The sequence below is a fragment of the Streptomyces sp. NPDC048419 genome (assembly GCF_043200415.1).
Lineage (GTDB): Bacteria > Actinomycetota > Actinomycetes > Streptomycetales > Streptomycetaceae > Streptomyces.
Genome location: NZ_JBICXT010000017.1, coordinates 154327 through 170435, shown reverse-complemented (window position 1 = coordinate 170435; position 16109 = coordinate 154327). Strand labels below are relative to the sequence as shown.

Annotated in this window: 19 protein-coding genes and 2 pseudogenes; 9 read left to right on the top strand and 12 right to left on the bottom strand. The window is 71.2% G+C overall.

Annotation, left to right across the window (positions count from 1 at the left end):
• Positions 1-244: 244 nt before the first annotated feature.
• A pseudogene (locus tag ACGFYN_RS31210) lies at positions 245-675 on the top strand (permease); the annotation flags it as partial.
• Here the strand turns inward: ACGFYN_RS31210 and ACGFYN_RS31205 are convergent.
• Positions 668-1909, bottom strand: a complete 1242-nt coding sequence (locus ACGFYN_RS31205; protein WP_393869245.1) for a DUF418 domain-containing protein — start codon at positions 1907-1909, stop codon at positions 668-670. The pseudogene ACGFYN_RS31210 and the gene ACGFYN_RS31205 sit on opposite strands and share 8 nt — an antisense overlap.
• 196 nt (positions 1910-2105) lie before the next feature.
• Between ACGFYN_RS31205 and ACGFYN_RS31200 the strand changes: the two genes are divergently transcribed.
• The 6 genes and pseudogenes from ACGFYN_RS31200 (at position 2106) to ACGFYN_RS31175 (ending at position 5995) form a co-directional block, all read left to right on the top strand.
• On the top strand, positions 2106-2777 hold the full coding sequence (locus tag ACGFYN_RS31200) for a response regulator (protein ID WP_393869244.1): 672 nt from the start codon (positions 2106-2108) through the stop codon (positions 2775-2777).
• Complete coding sequence (locus tag ACGFYN_RS31195) at positions 2774-3886, top strand: sensor histidine kinase (RefSeq protein WP_393869243.1); 1113 nt, start codon at positions 2774-2776, stop codon at positions 3884-3886. Before ACGFYN_RS31200 ends, ACGFYN_RS31195 begins: the two co-directional genes overlap by 4 nt.
• On the top strand, positions 3883-4323 hold the full coding sequence (locus ACGFYN_RS31190; protein ID WP_393869242.1) for a hypothetical protein: 441 nt from the start codon (positions 3883-3885) through the stop codon (positions 4321-4323). The genes ACGFYN_RS31195 and ACGFYN_RS31190 overlap by 4 nt, the downstream gene beginning before the upstream one ends.
• Positions 4324-4652: 329 nt before the next feature.
• Positions 4653-4987, top strand: a pseudogene (locus ACGFYN_RS31185) (phytanoyl-CoA dioxygenase); the annotation flags it as partial.
• Positions 4988-5083: 96 nt separating this feature from the next.
• Positions 5084-5527 (top strand): helix-turn-helix transcriptional regulator, encoded by a 444-nt coding sequence (locus ACGFYN_RS31180; protein ID WP_393869241.1) that lies wholly within the window; start codon positions 5084-5086, stop codon positions 5525-5527.
• 33 nt (positions 5528-5560) lie between these two features.
• A complete protein-coding gene (locus ACGFYN_RS31175; RefSeq protein WP_393869240.1) occupies positions 5561-5995 on the top strand; it encodes a VOC family protein in 435 nt (144 codons plus the stop codon).
• A gap of 1267 nt (positions 5996-7262) precedes the next feature.
• On the opposite strand, the gene ACGFYN_RS31170 is transcribed toward ACGFYN_RS31175, so the two are convergent.
• The 10 genes from ACGFYN_RS31170 to ACGFYN_RS31125 all read right to left on the bottom strand — a co-directional run bounded on the left by ACGFYN_RS31170 (position 7263) and on the right by ACGFYN_RS31125 (position 14208).
• Positions 7263-7640: a fic family toxin-antitoxin system, toxin component gene (locus tag ACGFYN_RS31170; RefSeq protein WP_393869239.1), complete on the bottom strand. Its 378-nt coding sequence runs from the start codon at positions 7638-7640 to the stop codon at positions 7263-7265.
• The gene (locus ACGFYN_RS31165) at positions 7640-7879 is read right to left on the bottom strand and encodes a hypothetical protein (RefSeq protein WP_393869238.1); all 240 of its coding nucleotides are present in this window, start codon (positions 7877-7879) and stop codon (positions 7640-7642) included. The genes ACGFYN_RS31170 and ACGFYN_RS31165 overlap by 1 nt, the downstream gene beginning before the upstream one ends.
• Positions 7880-7922: 43 nt before the next feature.
• Positions 7923-8693, bottom strand: a complete 771-nt coding sequence (locus ACGFYN_RS31160) for a S8 family serine peptidase (protein ID WP_393869306.1) — start codon at positions 8691-8693, stop codon at positions 7923-7925.
• Between the two features lie 98 nt (positions 8694-8791).
• Positions 8792-8983: an aroma-sacti cluster domain-containing protein gene (locus ACGFYN_RS31155; RefSeq protein ID WP_393869237.1), complete on the bottom strand. Its 192-nt coding sequence runs from the start codon at positions 8981-8983 to the stop codon at positions 8792-8794.
• Positions 8984-9062: 79 nt separating this feature from the next.
• On the bottom strand, positions 9063-9251 hold the full coding sequence (locus tag ACGFYN_RS31150) for an aroma-sacti cluster domain-containing protein (RefSeq protein ID WP_384254494.1): 189 nt from the start codon (positions 9249-9251) through the stop codon (positions 9063-9065).
• 64 nt (positions 9252-9315) lie between these two features.
• Positions 9316-10617: an MFS transporter gene (locus ACGFYN_RS31145; protein WP_393869236.1), complete on the bottom strand. Its 1302-nt coding sequence runs from the start codon at positions 10615-10617 to the stop codon at positions 9316-9318.
• Between the two features lie 25 nt (positions 10618-10642).
• Positions 10643-11338 (bottom strand): iron-containing redox enzyme family protein, encoded by a 696-nt coding sequence (locus ACGFYN_RS31140; protein ID WP_393869235.1) that lies wholly within the window; start codon positions 11336-11338, stop codon positions 10643-10645.
• On the bottom strand, positions 11335-12327 hold the full coding sequence (locus ACGFYN_RS31135; protein WP_393869234.1) for a radical SAM protein: 993 nt from the start codon (positions 12325-12327) through the stop codon (positions 11335-11337). The genes ACGFYN_RS31140 and ACGFYN_RS31135 overlap by 4 nt, the downstream gene beginning before the upstream one ends.
• Positions 12315-13403: a radical SAM protein gene (locus ACGFYN_RS31130; protein ID WP_393869305.1), complete on the bottom strand. Its 1089-nt coding sequence runs from the start codon at positions 13401-13403 to the stop codon at positions 12315-12317. The genes ACGFYN_RS31135 and ACGFYN_RS31130 overlap by 13 nt, the downstream gene beginning before the upstream one ends.
• Before the next feature lie 151 nt (positions 13404-13554).
• On the bottom strand, positions 13555-14208 hold the full coding sequence (locus ACGFYN_RS31125) for a DNA alkylation repair protein (RefSeq protein WP_393869304.1): 654 nt from the start codon (positions 14206-14208) through the stop codon (positions 13555-13557).
• Positions 14209-14376: 168 nt separating this feature from the next.
• Between ACGFYN_RS31125 and ACGFYN_RS31120 the strand changes: the two genes are divergently transcribed.
• Both ACGFYN_RS31120 and ACGFYN_RS31115 read left to right on the top strand, forming a co-directional pair.
• Positions 14377-14733 carry a PRC-barrel domain-containing protein gene (locus tag ACGFYN_RS31120; RefSeq protein WP_393869233.1) on the top strand — a complete coding sequence of 119 codons (357 nt, stop codon included), beginning with the start codon at positions 14377-14379 and terminating at the stop codon, positions 14731-14733.
• 42 nt (positions 14734-14775) lie between these two features.
• A complete protein-coding gene (locus ACGFYN_RS31115; protein WP_393869232.1) occupies positions 14776-14949 on the top strand; it encodes a hypothetical protein in 174 nt (57 codons plus the stop codon).
• Between the two features lie 83 nt (positions 14950-15032).
• On the opposite strand, the gene ACGFYN_RS31110 is transcribed toward ACGFYN_RS31115, so the two are convergent.
• Entirely contained in the window at positions 15033-16100 is a 1068-nt protein-coding gene (locus ACGFYN_RS31110) for a YihY/virulence factor BrkB family protein (protein WP_393869231.1), read from the bottom strand.
• Between the last annotated feature and the right edge of the window lie 9 nt (positions 16101-16109).

The window sequence follows — 16109 nt, the reverse complement described above, 5'->3', positions numbered from 1 at the left end:
GCGCGCCCCCCCCCCGCCAAGGGGGGGTGTTTCGTGATGTGCCGCCCGGGGGCCCCGCCCCACCCCCCCCCGCTCCCCCGCCGGGGCGGCCGCCCCGGGGGGCCCCCGCCGCCCGGGGCGCCCCCCCACAGCCCGGCCGGCACCCGGGCCGCGGACGCGAGCGTGGTGTGCCCGGCCGAGCGGCGCGTTGCCGATGGAGCAGACGAACGAGGCGATCGCCACCAGCGGACCGACGAGGGGGCCCCACAGCTTGGCGGCGGTGCTATGGAAGGGCGGTACCAGCTTCGGCGGCGTGGTGGCCTTCATCTTCGCCGACCTGCTGATCCTCCCCATCCTCAACGTCTACCGGAAGTACGACGGCGCCTGGATGGCCGTCCTCTCCTGGGCACCTTCTACGTCGCGAGGGTCGTCGCCGGGTACGTCGTGGAGTTCGCCTTCGGCGGGCTCGGCCTGATCCCCGGCCAGGCCGACGCCAAGCTCCCCATGGAAGGCGTCAGTTGCAACTACACCACTTGGCTCAACATCGTCTTCCTGATCCTCGCAGCCGTGCTCGTCGTACGGTTCCTGCGGACCGGCGGGCTGCCCATGCTCCGCATGATGGGCGGCATTCCGGAGAGCGGGGAGGGACACGGCGGGCACGGGGTGCACGATCACGAGGCACGAGACGCTACTTGACCAGCCGCGCGGGCCTGGTCGCCGTGTGCAGCGCGTACTCGAGAGGTCCGCGGCGGAAGTGACGGGTCCATACGAGCGCGAGCAGTACGGCGGCCGCGATGAAGGCCAGCAGCACCGGCAGCGCGGACATCGTGTCGGCGTCGACGACCGCGACGTCCCAGACGTCGACCAGGAGCCAGAGGGCGACGATGTGCAGGACGTAGGCGGTCAGCGCCATCGTGCCGACCGCGGAGACGGGAGTGGCGAGACGGGTGAGGCGCGGCAGCCGGGCGGCGACGGTCAGGCAGCCTGTCAGCACGAGGAGGGCCACGCCCGTGTTGCCGAGGATGGAGAAGGTGGTCTGGCTGTGCGGTGCGGCGACCAGGAGCCAGTCGAGGGGCGTGCCGTTCTGCGGTTCGCCCACCATGTCGGACCACCAGGCCGACGACGACGAACCGCCGTCCGTGGCCGCCGAGATGGTGGCGAGCGCGTGCGGGACGAGGCGCAGGGCCAGCCAGGAGCCGCCGTATCCGAGGACCGCGAGCGTCCCGCCGGTCAGGGCGAGCCGGGAGCGGACACCGGGCCGGGCGAGGTCGAGCCGGGCCACCGCCATGCCCGCGATCACGAACGGCGCCCAGGTCAGAACCGGATACGCGCCGGTGAACAGCAGCTCCACGACGCCGTCCGTGCCGGTGATCCGGGCCAACGGATCATGGGCGATGACGGTGTCCGCCCATGATCCGTTCTCGATCGAGATCCGTACGGCGTAGAGGACTTGGGGCAGGATCAGTGCGCCGGCGGCGGCGATGAGGGCGAGCGTTGCGGCGCGCAGGCGGTGCAGCGGGAGGACGGCCAGGAAGAGGACGCCGTAGAAGCTGAGGATCACCTCGACCTCGGTGTCCAGGGCCGTGAGGGCGTAGCCGAGCGCGATGAGGACGACGGCCCTGAGCACGATCCTCGCCACCGCCTGCCGGCCAGCGCGGCCGGTCCGGGGCCGCGGGCGGCCGGTGATGATGATCAGCGAGAAGCCGGCCAGCAGCGCGAACAGGGCGGAGGAGCGGCCGCGTGCCGTCTCCAGCAGGAAGCCGACGGGGCCACCGACGGTGACGTCGGGGCCGACGTGGGCGGAGTACATGCCGAAGACCGCGAGTCCGCGGGCCAGGTCGATGCCGATCAGCCGGCCGGTGGTGGGGGCGTTCGGCGGCTGCTCGGACTTCACGGCCGGGAGCGCGACCGGAGATGCGTCATTCGTCATGGCTTCAGGGTTCGCCGCTCGTACGGCGCGGCCCACCCGGCAGGCTTCCGAACCCCACCCGCCGAACGGATGGAACCGGACCGGCCGATCGGCCGGTCCCTCTCGACGACCGTCCGAAGCCGGACCGCACCCGGCAGACGGGTGCCCTTCCGCGTGATACCCATCGAAGGGCGGGCAACCGACGAGCGGAGCGCACGTGATCCGTGTACTGGTGGTCGACGACGAGGCCCTCGTCCGCATGGGCTTCACCCACATCCTCAACGCCTCGGACGACATCGGAGCCGTGGCGGCGGTACCCGGCGGCCGAGCCGTGGCGGCCGTACGGGAGTTGTGTCCCGACGTCGTCCTGCTCGACATCCGGATGCCCGACGTGGACGGGCTGACCGTCCTGGCCGAGCTCCGCCGTATGCCGGACCCACCGGTGGTGGCGATGCTGACGACGTTCGACACCGACGAGTACGTCGAGGCGGCGCTGCGTTCGGGCGCCGCCGGCTTCCTGCTCAAGGACACCGATCCCGAGCAGCTTCCGTTTCTGCTGCGCACCTTGGCCGAGGGCGGCACCGTGTTGTCGTCGCAGGTCACCCGCACGGTGGTGGACGGCTTTCTCGGTCATGGCGTACACGAGACCTACGCCGTCCGTCTCGTCGGGCGGCTGAGCGAGCGTGAGTGTGCCGTCCTCGCGCTGATGGCCGAGGGGCTGTCCAATACCGACATCGGCGACCGGATGCACCTGAGTACCGGCACGGTGAAGGGCCATGTCAGCGCCGTCTTCGAGAAGTTGCACGTCGACAACCGCGTGCAGGCCGCGCTGGTCGCCGAGCGCGCCGGAGTGCTCAGGCCGCCGCCCGGGGACGGAGCCGCCCGATGAGCCCCCGCCGCATGCGCGCCCTGCTGATGGACGCGGTGCTGGTCGTCGCCTCCCTGCTGGACCTGTGGGTCAACTCCGAGGGCGAGGACCGTCTGGCCATCGCCTTCGGTCTTCTCGCCGCCCTGGCCCTCGTGCTGCGCCGCCACCTGCCGCTGACGACCTTCGTCCTCACGCTCCCCACGGCCCTGGTCGGCGACGCGGCTCTCGCCACGCTGATCGCGCTGTACACGCTCTCCTCGCTCAACCGGCACCGAAGCGTTCTCGCCGGCTGCGCGGTGACCTTCGCCGTCTGTGACTTCCTGCCCTGGCCCTGGAGCGAACTGGAGGTCGGTGAGCTCTCCGAGACCTACAGCCTCGTCCACCTCACCTACACCTTCGCGACCGCGGCCGCGCCCGTCTTCCTCGGCCAGCTCGTCCAGGCCCGGCGTGAACTGTCGCTGCGGCTCGCCGAGATCTCGGAGGCGCGCGAGCAGGAACAACTCCTCACCGCGCAGGCCGCCTTGGCCAAGGAACGCGCCCAGCTCGCGCGGGAGATGCATGACGTCGTCTCCCACAAGGTCAGCCTCATCGCCGTGCAGGCAGGGGCGCTCCAGGTGGGCAGTCCCGACGCCGAGGCGAGATCCACCGGGGCCACGATCCGCAGGCTCAGCGTGCAGACGCTGGAGGAACTACGGCACATGGTCGGCGTGTTGCGTGCCTCGGGCAGCCGCCCCACCGAACTCACGCCCCAGCCCTCGCTCGCCGACCTGGACCAGCTCGTCGCGTCCAGCGGCATCGAGACCCAACTGGAGACGGTCCTGCCGGACGGCCTTCCGCCCACGCTGCAGCGCGCCGTCTACCGCACGGTCCAGGAAGCCCTGACCAACGTCCGCAAACACGCGCCCGGTGCCACCGCCACCGTCCGCATCCACCAGCGCGACGGCACCCTCCGGATCACCATCACCAACACCGCACCCACCCGCCCCGCGCTGCCCCTGCCCGGCGCCCAGCACGGCCTCGTCGGCCTGCGGCAGCGCGCCGAACTCCACGGCGGCACCGTGACCTCCGGTCCGACCACCGACGGCGGCTACGAGCTCCGTCTGGAACTGCCCGCCATCAACTCGCCGTGACCGCAGCCGTGTTCCAAGATGGGCGCATGCAAGCGTCCGAGAACGACAGTGAGCCTCCAGCTCGCCAACTGCCCGATGATCTCCGCTCGGTCGGCCCCGGCTGGCATCCGCTGCTTCTACGGCTGCACGAGCGACTCGTCGCCGTCGAACCGGGCTACCGGGTCGAGCGCGTCACGGAGAAATTCGGTGCGGCCCGTATCGAAGTGACGACCACGCACGCGGAGTTTCGCGACCTGATCAGCGACGCCGAGCAGGAGTCGGCGACGACGTGCGAATTCTGCGGCGCGCCAGGACGCCCTCGGCGACGCAGCGACGCCGACAGGGGCTGGATCAAAGCGGTGTGCGACAGCTGCCATGTTCCGTGGTCCCAGCACTTGATCCTGATCGGCCACGGCGAGGTTTGGCGTAAGCCTGCTCGGCCCCAGTCGGCCGGCTAGTGGTCTGCGATCCCTGGACGTGCCGCGCTCCTGGCATGGCGGCGTGCCCAGGCCTCCAGTCGGCGTCCTCCGAGTCCTGGGGGACGTCGCCCTGCGTGCCGCTGCAGCAGTAGGCACGGGTCAGCACGCCGCCATCGGCCCTGGCTCAGACGTGCTCCTCTCCGATGCGATCGTCCAGTCCATGACCCGGCGGTCGTGCAGACCGAGGGAGTCGGCGGCATCCTGCGGTGTGGCGTTCCGGAATCAGGCGGGTGTTGTCGTGGTCGAGGTCGTGTGCGACGAAGACGGCACAGGGCCTGCCGAGTGCGTCGAAGGCGTCCAGGGTGGCGACCGCCGACATCCGCCGTATGGCCAACCTGCTCCAGGTGTCCTCCGCCTTCGGGCGCGCCATGGAGACGGTGGACGCGAGGCGATGGCCGACGCCCTCTTCCCGGTCCTGCTGCGCCGCAAGGCCGAGGGGCTCTCGCAGGACTGGCTGCGCCGGGTGGTCGCCGCCACTGCCGAGGGCTACCCCCTCCCCACCAACCTCGACCTCGCCCCGCCCGTGGACGGCCTCGCCCCGCTCTCCCAGGCGGACACCGTCTGGCAGGCCCTCACCGAGGACTGGGCACCCGACCGGCTGCGCCAGGAACTCCGGGCCGGCGCCAAGCGACGCCACGGCTGACAGGGACCCGTTCCTCATGGGAGCGGGCCGGGCCGTCACGCGGCTCGCTCCTGAAGCCCCTCGCGAGGACGGCACACGAGAACCGGTGGCCGCACAATGGGTCTTGTGGCCCAGGTACCGATCGCCCGTCATCTGCTCCGTGCCAAGGATCTCGCGGACGCCCGCTACGGGGACGCGCTCACCGTGGCCGACATGGCCGCGGCCGCCTCGCTGTCGCCGGCCCATTTCAGCCGGAGCTTCAAGGCCGCGTTCGGCGAGTCCCCGCATCAGTACCTGCTGACCCGCCGCCTGGAGAGGGCCGCGTCGCTGCTGCTGGCGACCGACTGGACGGTGGCCGAGGTCGGGGTGGCCGTCGGCGCACAGAGCATCGGTTCGTTCACGACGAGTTTCCGACGGATGTACGGGGTGACGCCGCAGGCCTACCGGGCGGCCCATCCGCCGGCGGCACGGCATGTGCGCGTCCCCCGCTGTGTGGCGATGGCCTATGCGCGGCCGCAAAACCGCACGTTTCGAGAAGACACGACCCCGCCGGCTGCCTAGCGTCGTTCCCAGGCAACCGACCGAGGAGCGGCCATGACCACCATCAAGATCGCCAACGCGCAGTTCTGGGTGCACGACCAGGACGAGGCACTCGCCTTCTACACCACCAAGCTCGGCTGGGAGGTCAGGGCGGACGTGACGATGGAGGCATGGAGCTTTCGCTGGCTGTGCGTCGCCCCGCCCGGGGACGGTCCGGCGCTCGTCCTGATGCCCGTGCCGGGACAGCCGATGCTGGACGAGGCGGGCAGCGCCCAGCTCTCGGACCTGGTGGCCAAGGGCGCGGGCGGCACCTTGTTCCTGGAGACCGACGACTGCAAGGCCGCCTACGACGAACTGTCCGCCCGCGGCGTCGAGTTCAACGACCCGCCCACGACGCAGCCGTACGGCATCGACACCTCCTTCCGGGACCCGTCGGGCAACAACATCCGGCTCACCCAGGTGCTGGAGTTCGATCCGGAGCGGCACTGACGGGGAGGCGGACCCACCCAGGACCGGCCCCGCGTGGCTCAGCGGCACGGGGACCGTCACGCCAAGAGGACCGGCTGAAGGCGATGGCCCACCGGCTGGGCTCCGACGAGTGCCAAGTGCCACGCGGGGCATCCACGGCGTCGTCGGGCGCGGTGACCGGACCGGAGACGAGGACGGGACCGGGGCGACGACGGGACCGGTAGACGGCGGGACCGGTAGACGGCGGGACCGTGCTCCGGTAGCCCGGCTCGCCCGTCGTCAGCATGTTCAACACCGGCACACCGGCCAGGTGCGGGCGCTCGCGATGGAGATCGCACCGCAGCGCGTGGACACGCCGCACCCTGGCCGGATCGGTGACAGTCCGGAACGGCGCCACGTCCCCCGCCCGCCACGCTGGGCCCGGACCCCGAACGGCGGCCGGTGGCCATGGCCGACATCGCCGACGCCACCGATCTCCTGCTCCGCAAGCACCGGCATCAGCGCCCACGACCAGCACATCGAGGGCGGATTGCCGGTCACGTGACCTCGCGCATCACCGAGCACGAAACCGAAAAGGTTCAGCCGACCGAGGAGATGCCTGGCAACTGGCGCCGATCGGCTGCCTGTTGGTCACCCGGGCGGCCATGCACCTTCGAATCCTATTGTCTCGCGCCACTTTTGACGGCGAATGTGCTTACGGCCCATTTTCTGGGAAGGATTAACAGCGGCCGCCGCCTGATGTCGGCGATGACGGCGGCCGCTGTGCGCGAGGGCTCGCGCCGTCCCCTGGCGCGAGGACCCCGCGCGGGAACATCCTTGCGGCTCCAGGGGCCTGCGGGATCAGGCCCCAGCTCGAACTCAGCCGCGTGGACGAAGGTCGGGGCCCGCTGAAGGCTCGAGTGCGGGACGAGGTGGGCTCCGACCACCCGAAATGCGGGACACTGCTGGCTGCCCGAGGGCTGGGGGCACGGAAGGCGTGGGTTCCTCCCTTCCGGCAGCCTAGAACGATGCGGCTGTCCGGCGACACCCCGCGATTCGGCCCTCGGCGGCCAAGACTGCCCTGGCCGGAGCTGCCGATGGTGCTCGGGCGCAGGCCAGACGGGATTCTCGACGCCCGGCGTCCAGTTCTGTCGCAGAAAACAACAGTTCGACGAAGCAGGCGATGTCGTCACCGCCCTGCCGCACCGGCGCCCGGCACGTGACCCACCTGGCTCGCGCAGTGCACACCCGTCGCCAGTCCGCCGGCGTCCTCGACCTGTGACGGTTCTGGACCGGTGACCGGTCCTGGTCAGCCGGTCCGGGGCCAGGACTGCATCTGGGCGGCGATCCTCGCTGCGGTGCACGAGGAATCACGCAGCAGGTCGCGCAGGGCGACGGCGTCGTCCCGGGTGGGCTTGAGCGGGATTCCGGACGCCTCCAGGTACATCACACCGGTCGCGGCGGCGACAGCCATGTTCGAGCGCTCGAGCCAGCGGCAGCGCCCGAGGATGTGCACCAGCGCGGCCGCCCGGGCGTAGGGGCCGCTGTAGACGGGGGTGTCGAGCAGTTCGGCACGGTGGCAGGCGATCGCGGCCACGGGCACGCCGTAGTCCTCGGGCGCCGGATCCCCCGCCCCTGCCGCTTCCGCGACCTGAAGGATCCACGGAACGTCGATGTACAGATCCATTACGCGGCGTGCGCCCCCGGGGAGCGGCGGTCGGCCTCCTCGGCCTCGTCGAAGACGTCCTGGTGCTCGTCCAGGAACCGCCGTGCCGCGTCCACGCCGCGCTGCCGCAGCCCGTCGACGTCCTCGCGCACGAGCGCGGCGATGTAGTCGCTGACGCTCATGCCGCGGTCCTTGGCCCGGGCCGTCGCCAGCTCGGCGATCTCGTCGTCGACGCGCCAGCCCCGCTGAGTCTTCGCCATGCCCGGATGGTACCAGCTGGTACCAGCGGTGGCCCGGCCTCGATCACCGAACCGGCTCCCGGTCAGGGCTCACGTTCGCCGACAGGAGCTGCAGCATGCTCCTGACCTGGAACGGAGCGAGCCCCGGGTAGCGGGAGAGGATCAGCGCGCACAGGCCCGTCAGGTGCGCCGCCGCGAAACTGTTGCCGCTGCAGAGGCGGGTGCCGCCGCCCGGCCAGGGGGCGAGCACGTCCGTACCTCGGGCGTAGAACTCGACCGGAGGACGGGGGTTGTAGAGGATGTGCCGTGGGTCGGACAGGGCGTGGCTGCCGGCCGACAGGACCGAGGCGAACCGCCAGGGGAAGCTCTCGATACGGCGGTTGTTGGCGGCGGCGACCAGCAGGGTGCCGCCGAAGCAGGCCCGGTCCGCCAGGTCGTGGAGTTCGTCCCGCAGCTCCCGTTTGGTCGTGGACAGGCTGAGGTTGACGATGTCGAAGCCCTGGTCCACCGCCCAGCGCAGCCCCGTGAGCAGGGTCTGTCCGGTGCAGGAGAACCCGGCGCCGAGCACCCGCAGGCTCACCAGGGAGCACTCGGGCGCCAGCGACCGTACGACACCGGCGCAGGCGGTGCCGTGGCCGTAGGCGTCGCCCGACTCGTCGGTGACGACACGGAGTTGACCGTCCGGACCGGGCGTCACAGCATGCGCGGCGGAGAGCGGGCCCACCAGCGGATGGTCCGGCTCGACCCCGCTGTCCATGACGCAGACGCGCACGCCCGCGCCCGAACTTCCCTCTTCCCAGGGCGCCCTGATCTTCTGGGGCCATGGGCTCGGCAGGGACTGCTCCGCCTCGGTGAGGTCGGTGGCTCGCCAGGACAGGCCGGGCCGCGCCGTCGTGTGGACGGCGCGGCTTACAGCGGATGCGTTCGCCTCCACTACCAGACGATCACGCCGGTGGCGACGCCCTCGACGTGGGCGGTGACCTCGCCCTCGATGCGGTCCTTGATGGTGTTGAGGACGGCCACCTCGGCCTCGGACAGCGTCGCGATCACGTTCAGCTGCGCCTCGGTGGCGTGGTCGAGGTCGTGTCCCTTGTCGGTGAGTGCCTGAACGGCGTTGAACGACATGATGGTTTCCTCCTGGATGAGTTGTGCCTACGGAGCCGCACCGGGCGGCACGGCCCAGGTCGCGCGGGGAGGACGCCGTCTACCAGACGATGACTCCGGTGGGCTCCTCCACGTGGGCGGTGACCTCGCCCTCGATGCGCTCCTTGACGGAGTTGAGGACGGCCACCTCCGCCTCGGACAGCGTCGCGATCACGCTCAGCTGCGCCTCGGTGGCGTGTCCGAGGTCGTGGCCCTTCTCCGTCAGTGCCTGAACAGCGTTGAACGACATGGTGGTTCGCCTTTCTGGACGGGACTGTTCTGCTCCGGAGCCGTGCCGGCCGGCACGGCCCAGGTCATGAGGGGGAGCCCTCGGACGCGGGCTCCGCGGGGGCGGGCGCATGGCCCTGTGGGTGCGGTCCTTCGGTCGGCTCGTCCTCGGGGTGGCGCCACAGGCAGACCGCGCCGAGCAGGGCGAGGCCGGCACCGGCGCCGGTCAGGACCCAGCCGATGCCGACCCGTGCGGCCAGTGCGGCGCCGGCGAGCGGGGCGGCGAGCTGGAGGGCCGTGGGCACGACAAGAGCGACGGTGCCGACCCGGCCGATGAGTTCCTGCGGGGTGTCGCGCTGGACGATGTAGCCGAAGACCACGAGGATCCCGGCCGAGCACAGCCCGATCCCCACGGTGACGGGGAGCCAGGACAGTGCCGGGGCCCTCACGCCGCTGGTGGCCGCCGCCCCGACGGCGGCCACCAGCGTCCCGGTCGCCGCCAGTGAGGCGCCCAGGATCACGAAGGGGCTTCGGTCGCGCCCGAGCCGGGCGACCAGCACGCTTCCCACCGCCGCGCCCACGGCGACCGAGGCGACGACAGCGCCGTAGTACGAGCGTGGAACACCCAGGTCGAGCAGGAGCAGCGGGGAGAGCGTGTCGAACATCAGGACGAGGAAGACGGTGGCGGACAGGGCGGCGACGGCGATCCGCAGGGTGCGGCCGGCGCGTACGAAGGCGAGGCCTTCGCGGAGCTCGCGGAGCAAGCGCCCGCGCCAGGTGCCCGTGGGCTGCGAACCCGGTTGTGGCGTACGGGGCTTCAACCTCAGCCGGGACAGGATGAGTGCGGAGAGGACGAAGGTCGCCGCGTCGGCGGCGAAGGCACCGTGCGGACCGGACAGCGCCAGGATGACACCGCCCAGGGCAGGCCCGGCGATCTTGGTGGTCTGGGTCGCGAGCGTGTTCAGGGAGGTGGCGGCCAGCAGCGACTCCTCGGGAACCGTGCTCTTGAGCGCCGACTGCTGGGCCGGGGTGAACAGGGTGCCGACAACGGTCTTGGCGGCCAGCAGGGCGAGCAGGACCGGCAGGTCGGGCGCGACGAGGTAGCAGAGCACCAGGCCGGCCCGGACCAGGTCGCAGCCGATCATCGCGGCCTTCTGCGGCAGCCGGTCCGCCCAGACCCCGGCGATCGGGGCGACAACCAGCCACGGCAGGGCGGCGGTGACCGCGACGGCGGCGAGTCCGCCGGCCCCGTCCCGCCACTGGTAGGCGACGAGCGAGACCAGGGCCACGTAGTCGATCCAGTCCCCGAATCCGGACAGTGTCTGCCCGGTGAAGAGCAGCCGGAACTGACGGTGTGTCAGCACGGCGAAGGCTCCGGTGCTCCGCATGACCACCTCCAGGCCGCTCGGCGGCTCAGGCCGGCTGGGACGTGCGGACGGGGGCGATGATGTCCTCGAACAGCCCCGCTGTCGCGTGCAGCGTGTGCAGGGCGCTCACTCCGAGGGCCGATCGGTGCCCGTCGGTCAGCGGCAACCGGTCGATGGTGCGCATCAGTTCGTCCCGGTGCCGTACGTCGAGCGCGGCGTGCCGGTGCAGGGTGCGGAAACCGTCCGCGGGGAACCCGGTCCGCTCCGCCAGCACGGCGGTGAGGCCGGGCGAGGGCGGATAGCCCTCCAGAACGGCGATGTGGCCGAGCAGGCAGACCGGGTGGTGGTGGCGGATCCAGTAGTACTGGGCGCCGACCAGGTTGGCCACCGCGGCACCCGGCATGCTGCGCAGCGGTGCGTCCGGGTCGCTGCCGATCGCGGCGAGGTCCTGGCGCAGCCATTCGTCGTGGCCGCGTTCCTCACGGATGTGCCGGGAGAGGTACTCGGCGGTGCCGGCGGCCACCGGGTCGGTCGCGGCGAGCAGTTGGGAGCGTTCCAGGGCGAGTTCCATGAGCGGGACGGTCGCGCGGATCGCGGTGTGCAGGGCGCACAGATAGCGCGGGTACAGCTCGCGCAGGTCCGGGGAGTTCCACAGCCGGGCGGACAAGGTGTACAGGTTCGGCATCAACAGCTCTATCTTCGCCCGCAGTTGTGCGCTGTTGCCGGACGCGGTCTGGCTCATGCGGGTGTCCCCTTCGCGAGCAGCGGTATCGAACGCAGCAGCGGGTCCTCCTCGTCCGGGCGGACCCGGCGCGCCATGGCCCAGCACAGGCCGCAGATGTCGGAGAAGCCGCGGTCGGCGAGGTCACGGAACTTCGGGTGCAGGGTGAGCGGGCCGCCGCCCGCCTCCGCCAACGCCCGGTAGAACGGGTGCTGTCGGAAGCCCTCGACGGCGTCGGCGACCTCGGCGCCGGAGCCGCAGTCGCGGCGCAGGAGCGCGGGTCCCGCGCCCATGACGACGGACTCGTTGCAGCAGACGGTGACGCGTCCGTCGTAGCGGACGACCGGTGAGATGACGGAGTCGCAGATGCCAAGGGTGCGGCCGGGCCGGCGGGTGCCGGGTTGGAAGATCCCGCCGCCGCGGCCGTGTGCCAGGCCCTGGGTGGGCACCACCTCGGCGTGCCGGGGCCAGGTGTCGCCGAAGGCGAGTGTGAGCAGTTCCCGGGCCCGGTCGGCGCCACCGTCCTCGTCCACGACCTGGACGACGACGGGGAGTTGGTGGGCGCCGATGGTACGCGCGGCGTTGACGAAGCGTTCGGCGCCGGTGCCGGCCTCGTGGTAGGCGTCGGTGCTCAGGTACACGCAGCGGCAGCGGTCGAGCACGTCGTGGATCCAGCGGGGTGCGTCGGGCGCGGCGGCCCAGATGCCGCTGGTGTAGACGACGACGTCCTTGCCGGCCTCGGCGAGGCGACGGGTGGCGAGGGTGAGGCCCCGGCGTTCGACGAAGGGTTCACCGCCGGAGATACCGACCATGGTGCGGTCGGGATCCTGGCAGAGCTGGTCGACGATCGACTCGAACAGGGCGAAGTCGGTGATGCGGGGGCTGTCGGGCCGCGAGTCCACCGAGCAGTGGGCGCAGCCCACCGGGCACCGGTCGGTGATGAACAGCAGGGCGCTGGCGCCCGGGGTGGTGCGGATGCGGCTGATCTCGTCGTGGCTCAACCGGTGCATGCGAGACCCTCCTGCCCGGTCCGATGGCCGAGGGCGACCAGGTCGGCGTAGCCCTCGACGGTGAAGTGGCGGGCGAAGGACATGGCTCCGGCGTCGGCCATGGACCGGGTGACCAGCTGCTCCACGACCGCGGTCGACGGCTTGCGGACGAGTTCGCGCACCCCGGGCCGGATGTCGGGGCTCTTGGAGAGCGTGTAGCAGGTCTCGCAGTAGCCCGCGTCGCCGCAGCCCGCGCCCACCCGGTCGGCCAGATAGCGCGGTCCGAAGGTCCGCAGTGCCCGCACCATCGGCGATTCGAGGGTGCGCCGCCTGATGGTGGCCCAGTCGTCGCGGGCGATGTGGCCGAGGTAGAGATGGGCGGGCAGCGGCACCTTGCCGTCCATGACGTCCTGGTTGCCGCAGGCGGTCACCTGCCCGTTGAAGCCGACGACGGGCCAGCCGGCCAGGCTGCACGGCTCGGCCGCGACCGGCTGGGGCAGCCCGGGGTGGCTCACGAACCACTCACGGGCGCGTCCCACGGAGGCGAGCGGCACGACGAGCATCGGCACCTGGTCGTCGAACTCCTGCCGTACGGCGCAGGTGATGTCGGCCAGGTAGGGGTCGTCAGGCCCGAGCCCGACGAGCTGCAGGCTCACGTCCTGGCCGGCGTCCAGGAGTTCGTGCAGTACCCGGAAGACGGCCGCCCGTGAGACCTCCTCCTCGTGGAAGACGTCCAGGCTGGCGGAGAAGTGGTCCACCGCGTCGATGGCCGTTCTGACCGCCGCAGGGATGCGCGCCCTGCGTGCGAAGAACAGCCCCGACAGCAGGTGCGTACGCGCGCCGACGGCGCGGGCCCGCTCGGCGACGGCCCGCACCAGAGTCGGGCGCAGCAGCGCCTCGCCGCCCGAAAGGAGGACGAAGTCGGGATGAGCGTCCGCGGTGAACGTGTCGGCGAACCGCGTGAACATCTGCGCCGGATACTCCTCACTGTCCATCAGCGACTCGGTGGAGCAGTGCCGGCAGTGCAGGGGGCAGCGCCGGGTGAGCCCGATCGACACCGCGGCCGCCGGCACGGACCTGTACTCGAGGATCTCCATCAGATGCACGTGGTCGCCCCTTCCCAAGGACATCGGGCGGCGGCCGTGTCCCGGCCGTGCCCGCACCGTCAGGAAGGAGCCTGGTGTCGCCGACGGGGCGTGTCGCGTGCTGTTCCGCTCAGCGGACCGGAGCCGGAGCGGCCCCGCCCGGTCAGGCCACGGTCCCGCCCTGCTGCCGGCGCACCATCTCGGCGATCCAGACGGGGGCGAACGGAGAGGTGCAGCCCGGGGGCGTCGGATAGTCCTTGAGCACCCCCCGGCGCTCACCGATGCCGATCGCGCGCTTCCGGTACTGGGCGTGCTCGATCCCGATCTGCGCCAGGCAGTGGTCCATCGCCCACTGCAGGCGGTCCGGGGCGTCCTTCATCTCCGCCTCGATGACGTCGAGCAGCGCCGGAAGGTCGAGTCCCTCGGGCTTCTTGGCCACACGTTCCGTGGTCAGCGCCCAGCCGGCGCTCGCGACCACCGGATCCGCGTCCGCCCACCAGGCGAGCCGCAGTTCTTCGGCGTGCGGGTTCTTCTTCACCACGTGGTTGACGAGCCAGTCGTGCACCTTGGGTGAGCGTGCCTCGCGCAGCATGGCGTCCAGCTCGTCACGCCCGAACGCCTTCGGGCGGCAGATCAGGAGCGCCAGCAGCTGCGCCGCGGTGTCGTCCGCCGTCCAGAGCCCGCGCGCGAGGTCCTGCTGCGTCTTCAGCCGCTTCGCGAGCGCGCGCAGCCTGGTGAGGTTCACGCCGTGATCGTCACCGTGCCTCTCGTTCACCACGCGTGCCTTCGGGTCCTCGAGCGCGGCCAGTTGGGCCATCACCTCGGCGACCGTAGCCCCGCCCGGCGTCGTCGTCCCGGCCACTTCAGCCTCCCGTACGTCACGCGGACCTGACCCTACGACGGGCCGCCGGCCGTCCACGCCGGGGCGGCCTCCGGCAGACATCAGTAGCGTGATCAGGGGGTACCCCTCTTGTGGAGGTTACTGATGTTCGAGGCAGGCGACATCCGTGAATGGCGTGGTCACGACGTGGTCGACGACCGCGGTCACAAGATCGGCGTGCTGGAGGCGATCTACGTCGACACCGCGACCGACCAGCCGTTCTTCGCGACGGTGACCGTGGGGCTGCCCACCCGTCGGCGCCTGGTCTTCGCACCGCTCACCGGGGCGACCGTCGGACCGGGTTATCTCAAGATCACCCAGCCCAAGGACATGGTCAAGAAGGCCCCCTCGATCGACGTCGACGGTGAGCTGCCCGCCACGGACGAGCCGGGGATCTTCGCGCACTACGAACTCGAGTACGCGCCGGGAGCCGGCGGTGAACGCCGTCTCGGCCGTCGCTGAACCGCCGAAGCCGCAGACGCGGCGAAGCCGCTGGGAGAGCCGATGAGCCTGTTCCTGTTCCTCGTCCTCGTGGCCGTCATCCTGGGCATCATCGGGGTTGCCGCGCACGGCCTGTTCTACCTGCTGATCATCGGCGCCGTGGTGCTGCTCATCGACCTCGCCTACGTCGCCATGCGCTTCCGCCGCGGCGGACGCAAGCACCGCGTGGCCCGCTGACCGCCTCGGCCCGGACGATCACGAAGGGCGCCGGCCGAAGCCGGCGCCCTCTCACGTTCCCTCCGGGCTCAGTCGTCCCGGACTCAGATGTCGTCCTCCAGGCGGCGGACGTCCTCCTCGTCCCACGTCCGGGTGTCCCGGGGCTGGGTGTAGGGCTCGGCCTCGGGCGGCAGCCCTCCCGCGATGGCCCGCTGCCGTACGGTCTCCGCGTCGAACTCCAGGCCCAGCAGGATCGCCAGGTTGCTGATCCACAGCCAGACGAGGAAGACGATGACGCCGGCCATGGTGCCGTAGGTCTTGTTGTACGAGGCGAAGTTGGCGACGTAGATCGCGAACCCGGCGGATGCGGCCAGCCAGATCAGCAGGGCCAGCAGGCTGCCCGGGGTGACCCACCTGAAGCCCTTGACCTTGGCGTTCGGAGTGGCCCAGTACAGGATCGCGATCATCACCGTGACCAGCAGCACCAGGACCGGCCACTTGGCGATCGCCCACACGGTCAGCGCGGTGTCCGCGATCCCGAGCGTCTGCCCGACCTGACGGGCCAGCCCACCGGTGAAGACGACGATCAGCGAGCTGATGACCGCCATCACCAGGAGCACCACCGTCACGCCGACGCGCACCGGAAGGATCTTCCAGACCGGGCGGCCCTCCGGCATGTCGTAGACGGCGTTCGCGGCGCGGATGAAGGCGGCCACGTACCCGGACGCCGACCACACCGCCAGCACGATGCCCACGATGGCCATCACCGAGCCGGTCCCGGAGTTGTTCTGAAGCTGTTCGACGGCGCGGGTGATGATGTCGCGCGCCGAGCCGGGGGTCAGCTTCTGGACGTTCTCCATCACCTTGTCGGTGGCCGACTTGCCGGTGATGCCCAGCAGGGAGACCAGGACCAGCAGGGCCGGGAACAGGGCCAGCACTCCGTAATAGGTCAGTGCCGCGGCCCGGTCCGTGAGCTCGTCCTCCTTGAACTCCTTCACGCTGCCTTTGAGTACGGCGACCCAGGCGCCCTTCGGCAGCTTCGTGGGGGTGTCGGGAGCGGCCTCTTCGACCTGCTGGTCCGGCCCCGCCTCATCCGGTGACGGCACCCTGGCAGCCGGGTCCTCGTCACGGTCGTCCTGAACTTTCCGCCCTGGGAGATGCAGCTTCGCCATAAATGCCGG

Bases quoted from the DNA above. Each gene is read 5' to 3' on its own strand.
- ACGFYN_RS31180 (WP_393869241.1), top strand. From the start codon at position 5,084: ATGGGTCTTGTGGCCCAGGTACCGATCGCCCGTCATCTGCTCCGTGCC.
- ACGFYN_RS31135 (WP_393869234.1), bottom strand. From the start codon at position 12,327: ATGCACCGGTTGAGCCACGACGAGATCAGCCGCATCCGCACCACCCCG.
- ACGFYN_RS31175 (WP_393869240.1), top strand. From the start codon at position 5,561: ATGACCACCATCAAGATCGCCAACGCGCAGTTCTGGGTGCACGACCAG.
- ACGFYN_RS31165 (WP_393869238.1), bottom strand. From the start codon at position 7,879: ATGGCGAAGACTCAGCGGGGCTGGCGCGTCGACGACGAGATCGCCGAG.
- ACGFYN_RS31125 (WP_393869304.1), bottom strand. From the start codon at position 14,208: ATGGCCCAACTGGCCGCGCTCGAGGACCCGAAGGCACGCGTGGTGAAC.
- ACGFYN_RS31140 (WP_393869235.1), bottom strand. From the start codon at position 11,338: ATGAGCCAGACCGCGTCCGGCAACAGCGCACAACTGCGGGCGAAGATA.
- ACGFYN_RS31155 (WP_393869237.1), bottom strand. From the start codon at position 8,983: ATGTCGTTCAACGCCGTTCAGGCACTCACCGACAAGGGACACGACCTC.
- ACGFYN_RS31120 (WP_393869233.1), top strand. From the start codon at position 14,377: ATGTTCGAGGCAGGCGACATCCGTGAATGGCGTGGTCACGACGTGGTC.
- ACGFYN_RS31195 (WP_393869243.1), top strand. From the start codon at position 2,774: ATGAGCCCCCGCCGCATGCGCGCCCTGCTGATGGACGCGGTGCTGGTC.
- ACGFYN_RS31130 (WP_393869305.1), bottom strand. From the start codon at position 13,403: ATGGAGATCCTCGAGTACAGGTCCGTGCCGGCGGCCGCGGTGTCGATC.
- ACGFYN_RS31145 (WP_393869236.1), bottom strand. From the start codon at position 10,617: ATGCGGAGCACCGGAGCCTTCGCCGTGCTGACACACCGTCAGTTCCGG.
- ACGFYN_RS31150 (WP_384254494.1), bottom strand. From the start codon at position 9,251: ATGTCGTTCAACGCTGTTCAGGCACTGACGGAGAAGGGCCACGACCTC.
- ACGFYN_RS31110 (WP_393869231.1), bottom strand. From the start codon at position 16,100: ATGGCGAAGCTGCATCTCCCAGGGCGGAAAGTTCAGGACGACCGTGAC.
- ACGFYN_RS31115 (WP_393869232.1), top strand. From the start codon at position 14,776: ATGAGCCTGTTCCTGTTCCTCGTCCTCGTGGCCGTCATCCTGGGCATC.
- ACGFYN_RS31205 (WP_393869245.1), bottom strand. From the start codon at position 1,909: ATGACGAATGACGCATCTCCGGTCGCGCTCCCGGCCGTGAAGTCCGAG.
- ACGFYN_RS31170 (WP_393869239.1), bottom strand. From the start codon at position 7,640: ATGGATCTGTACATCGACGTTCCGTGGATCCTTCAGGTCGCGGAAGCG.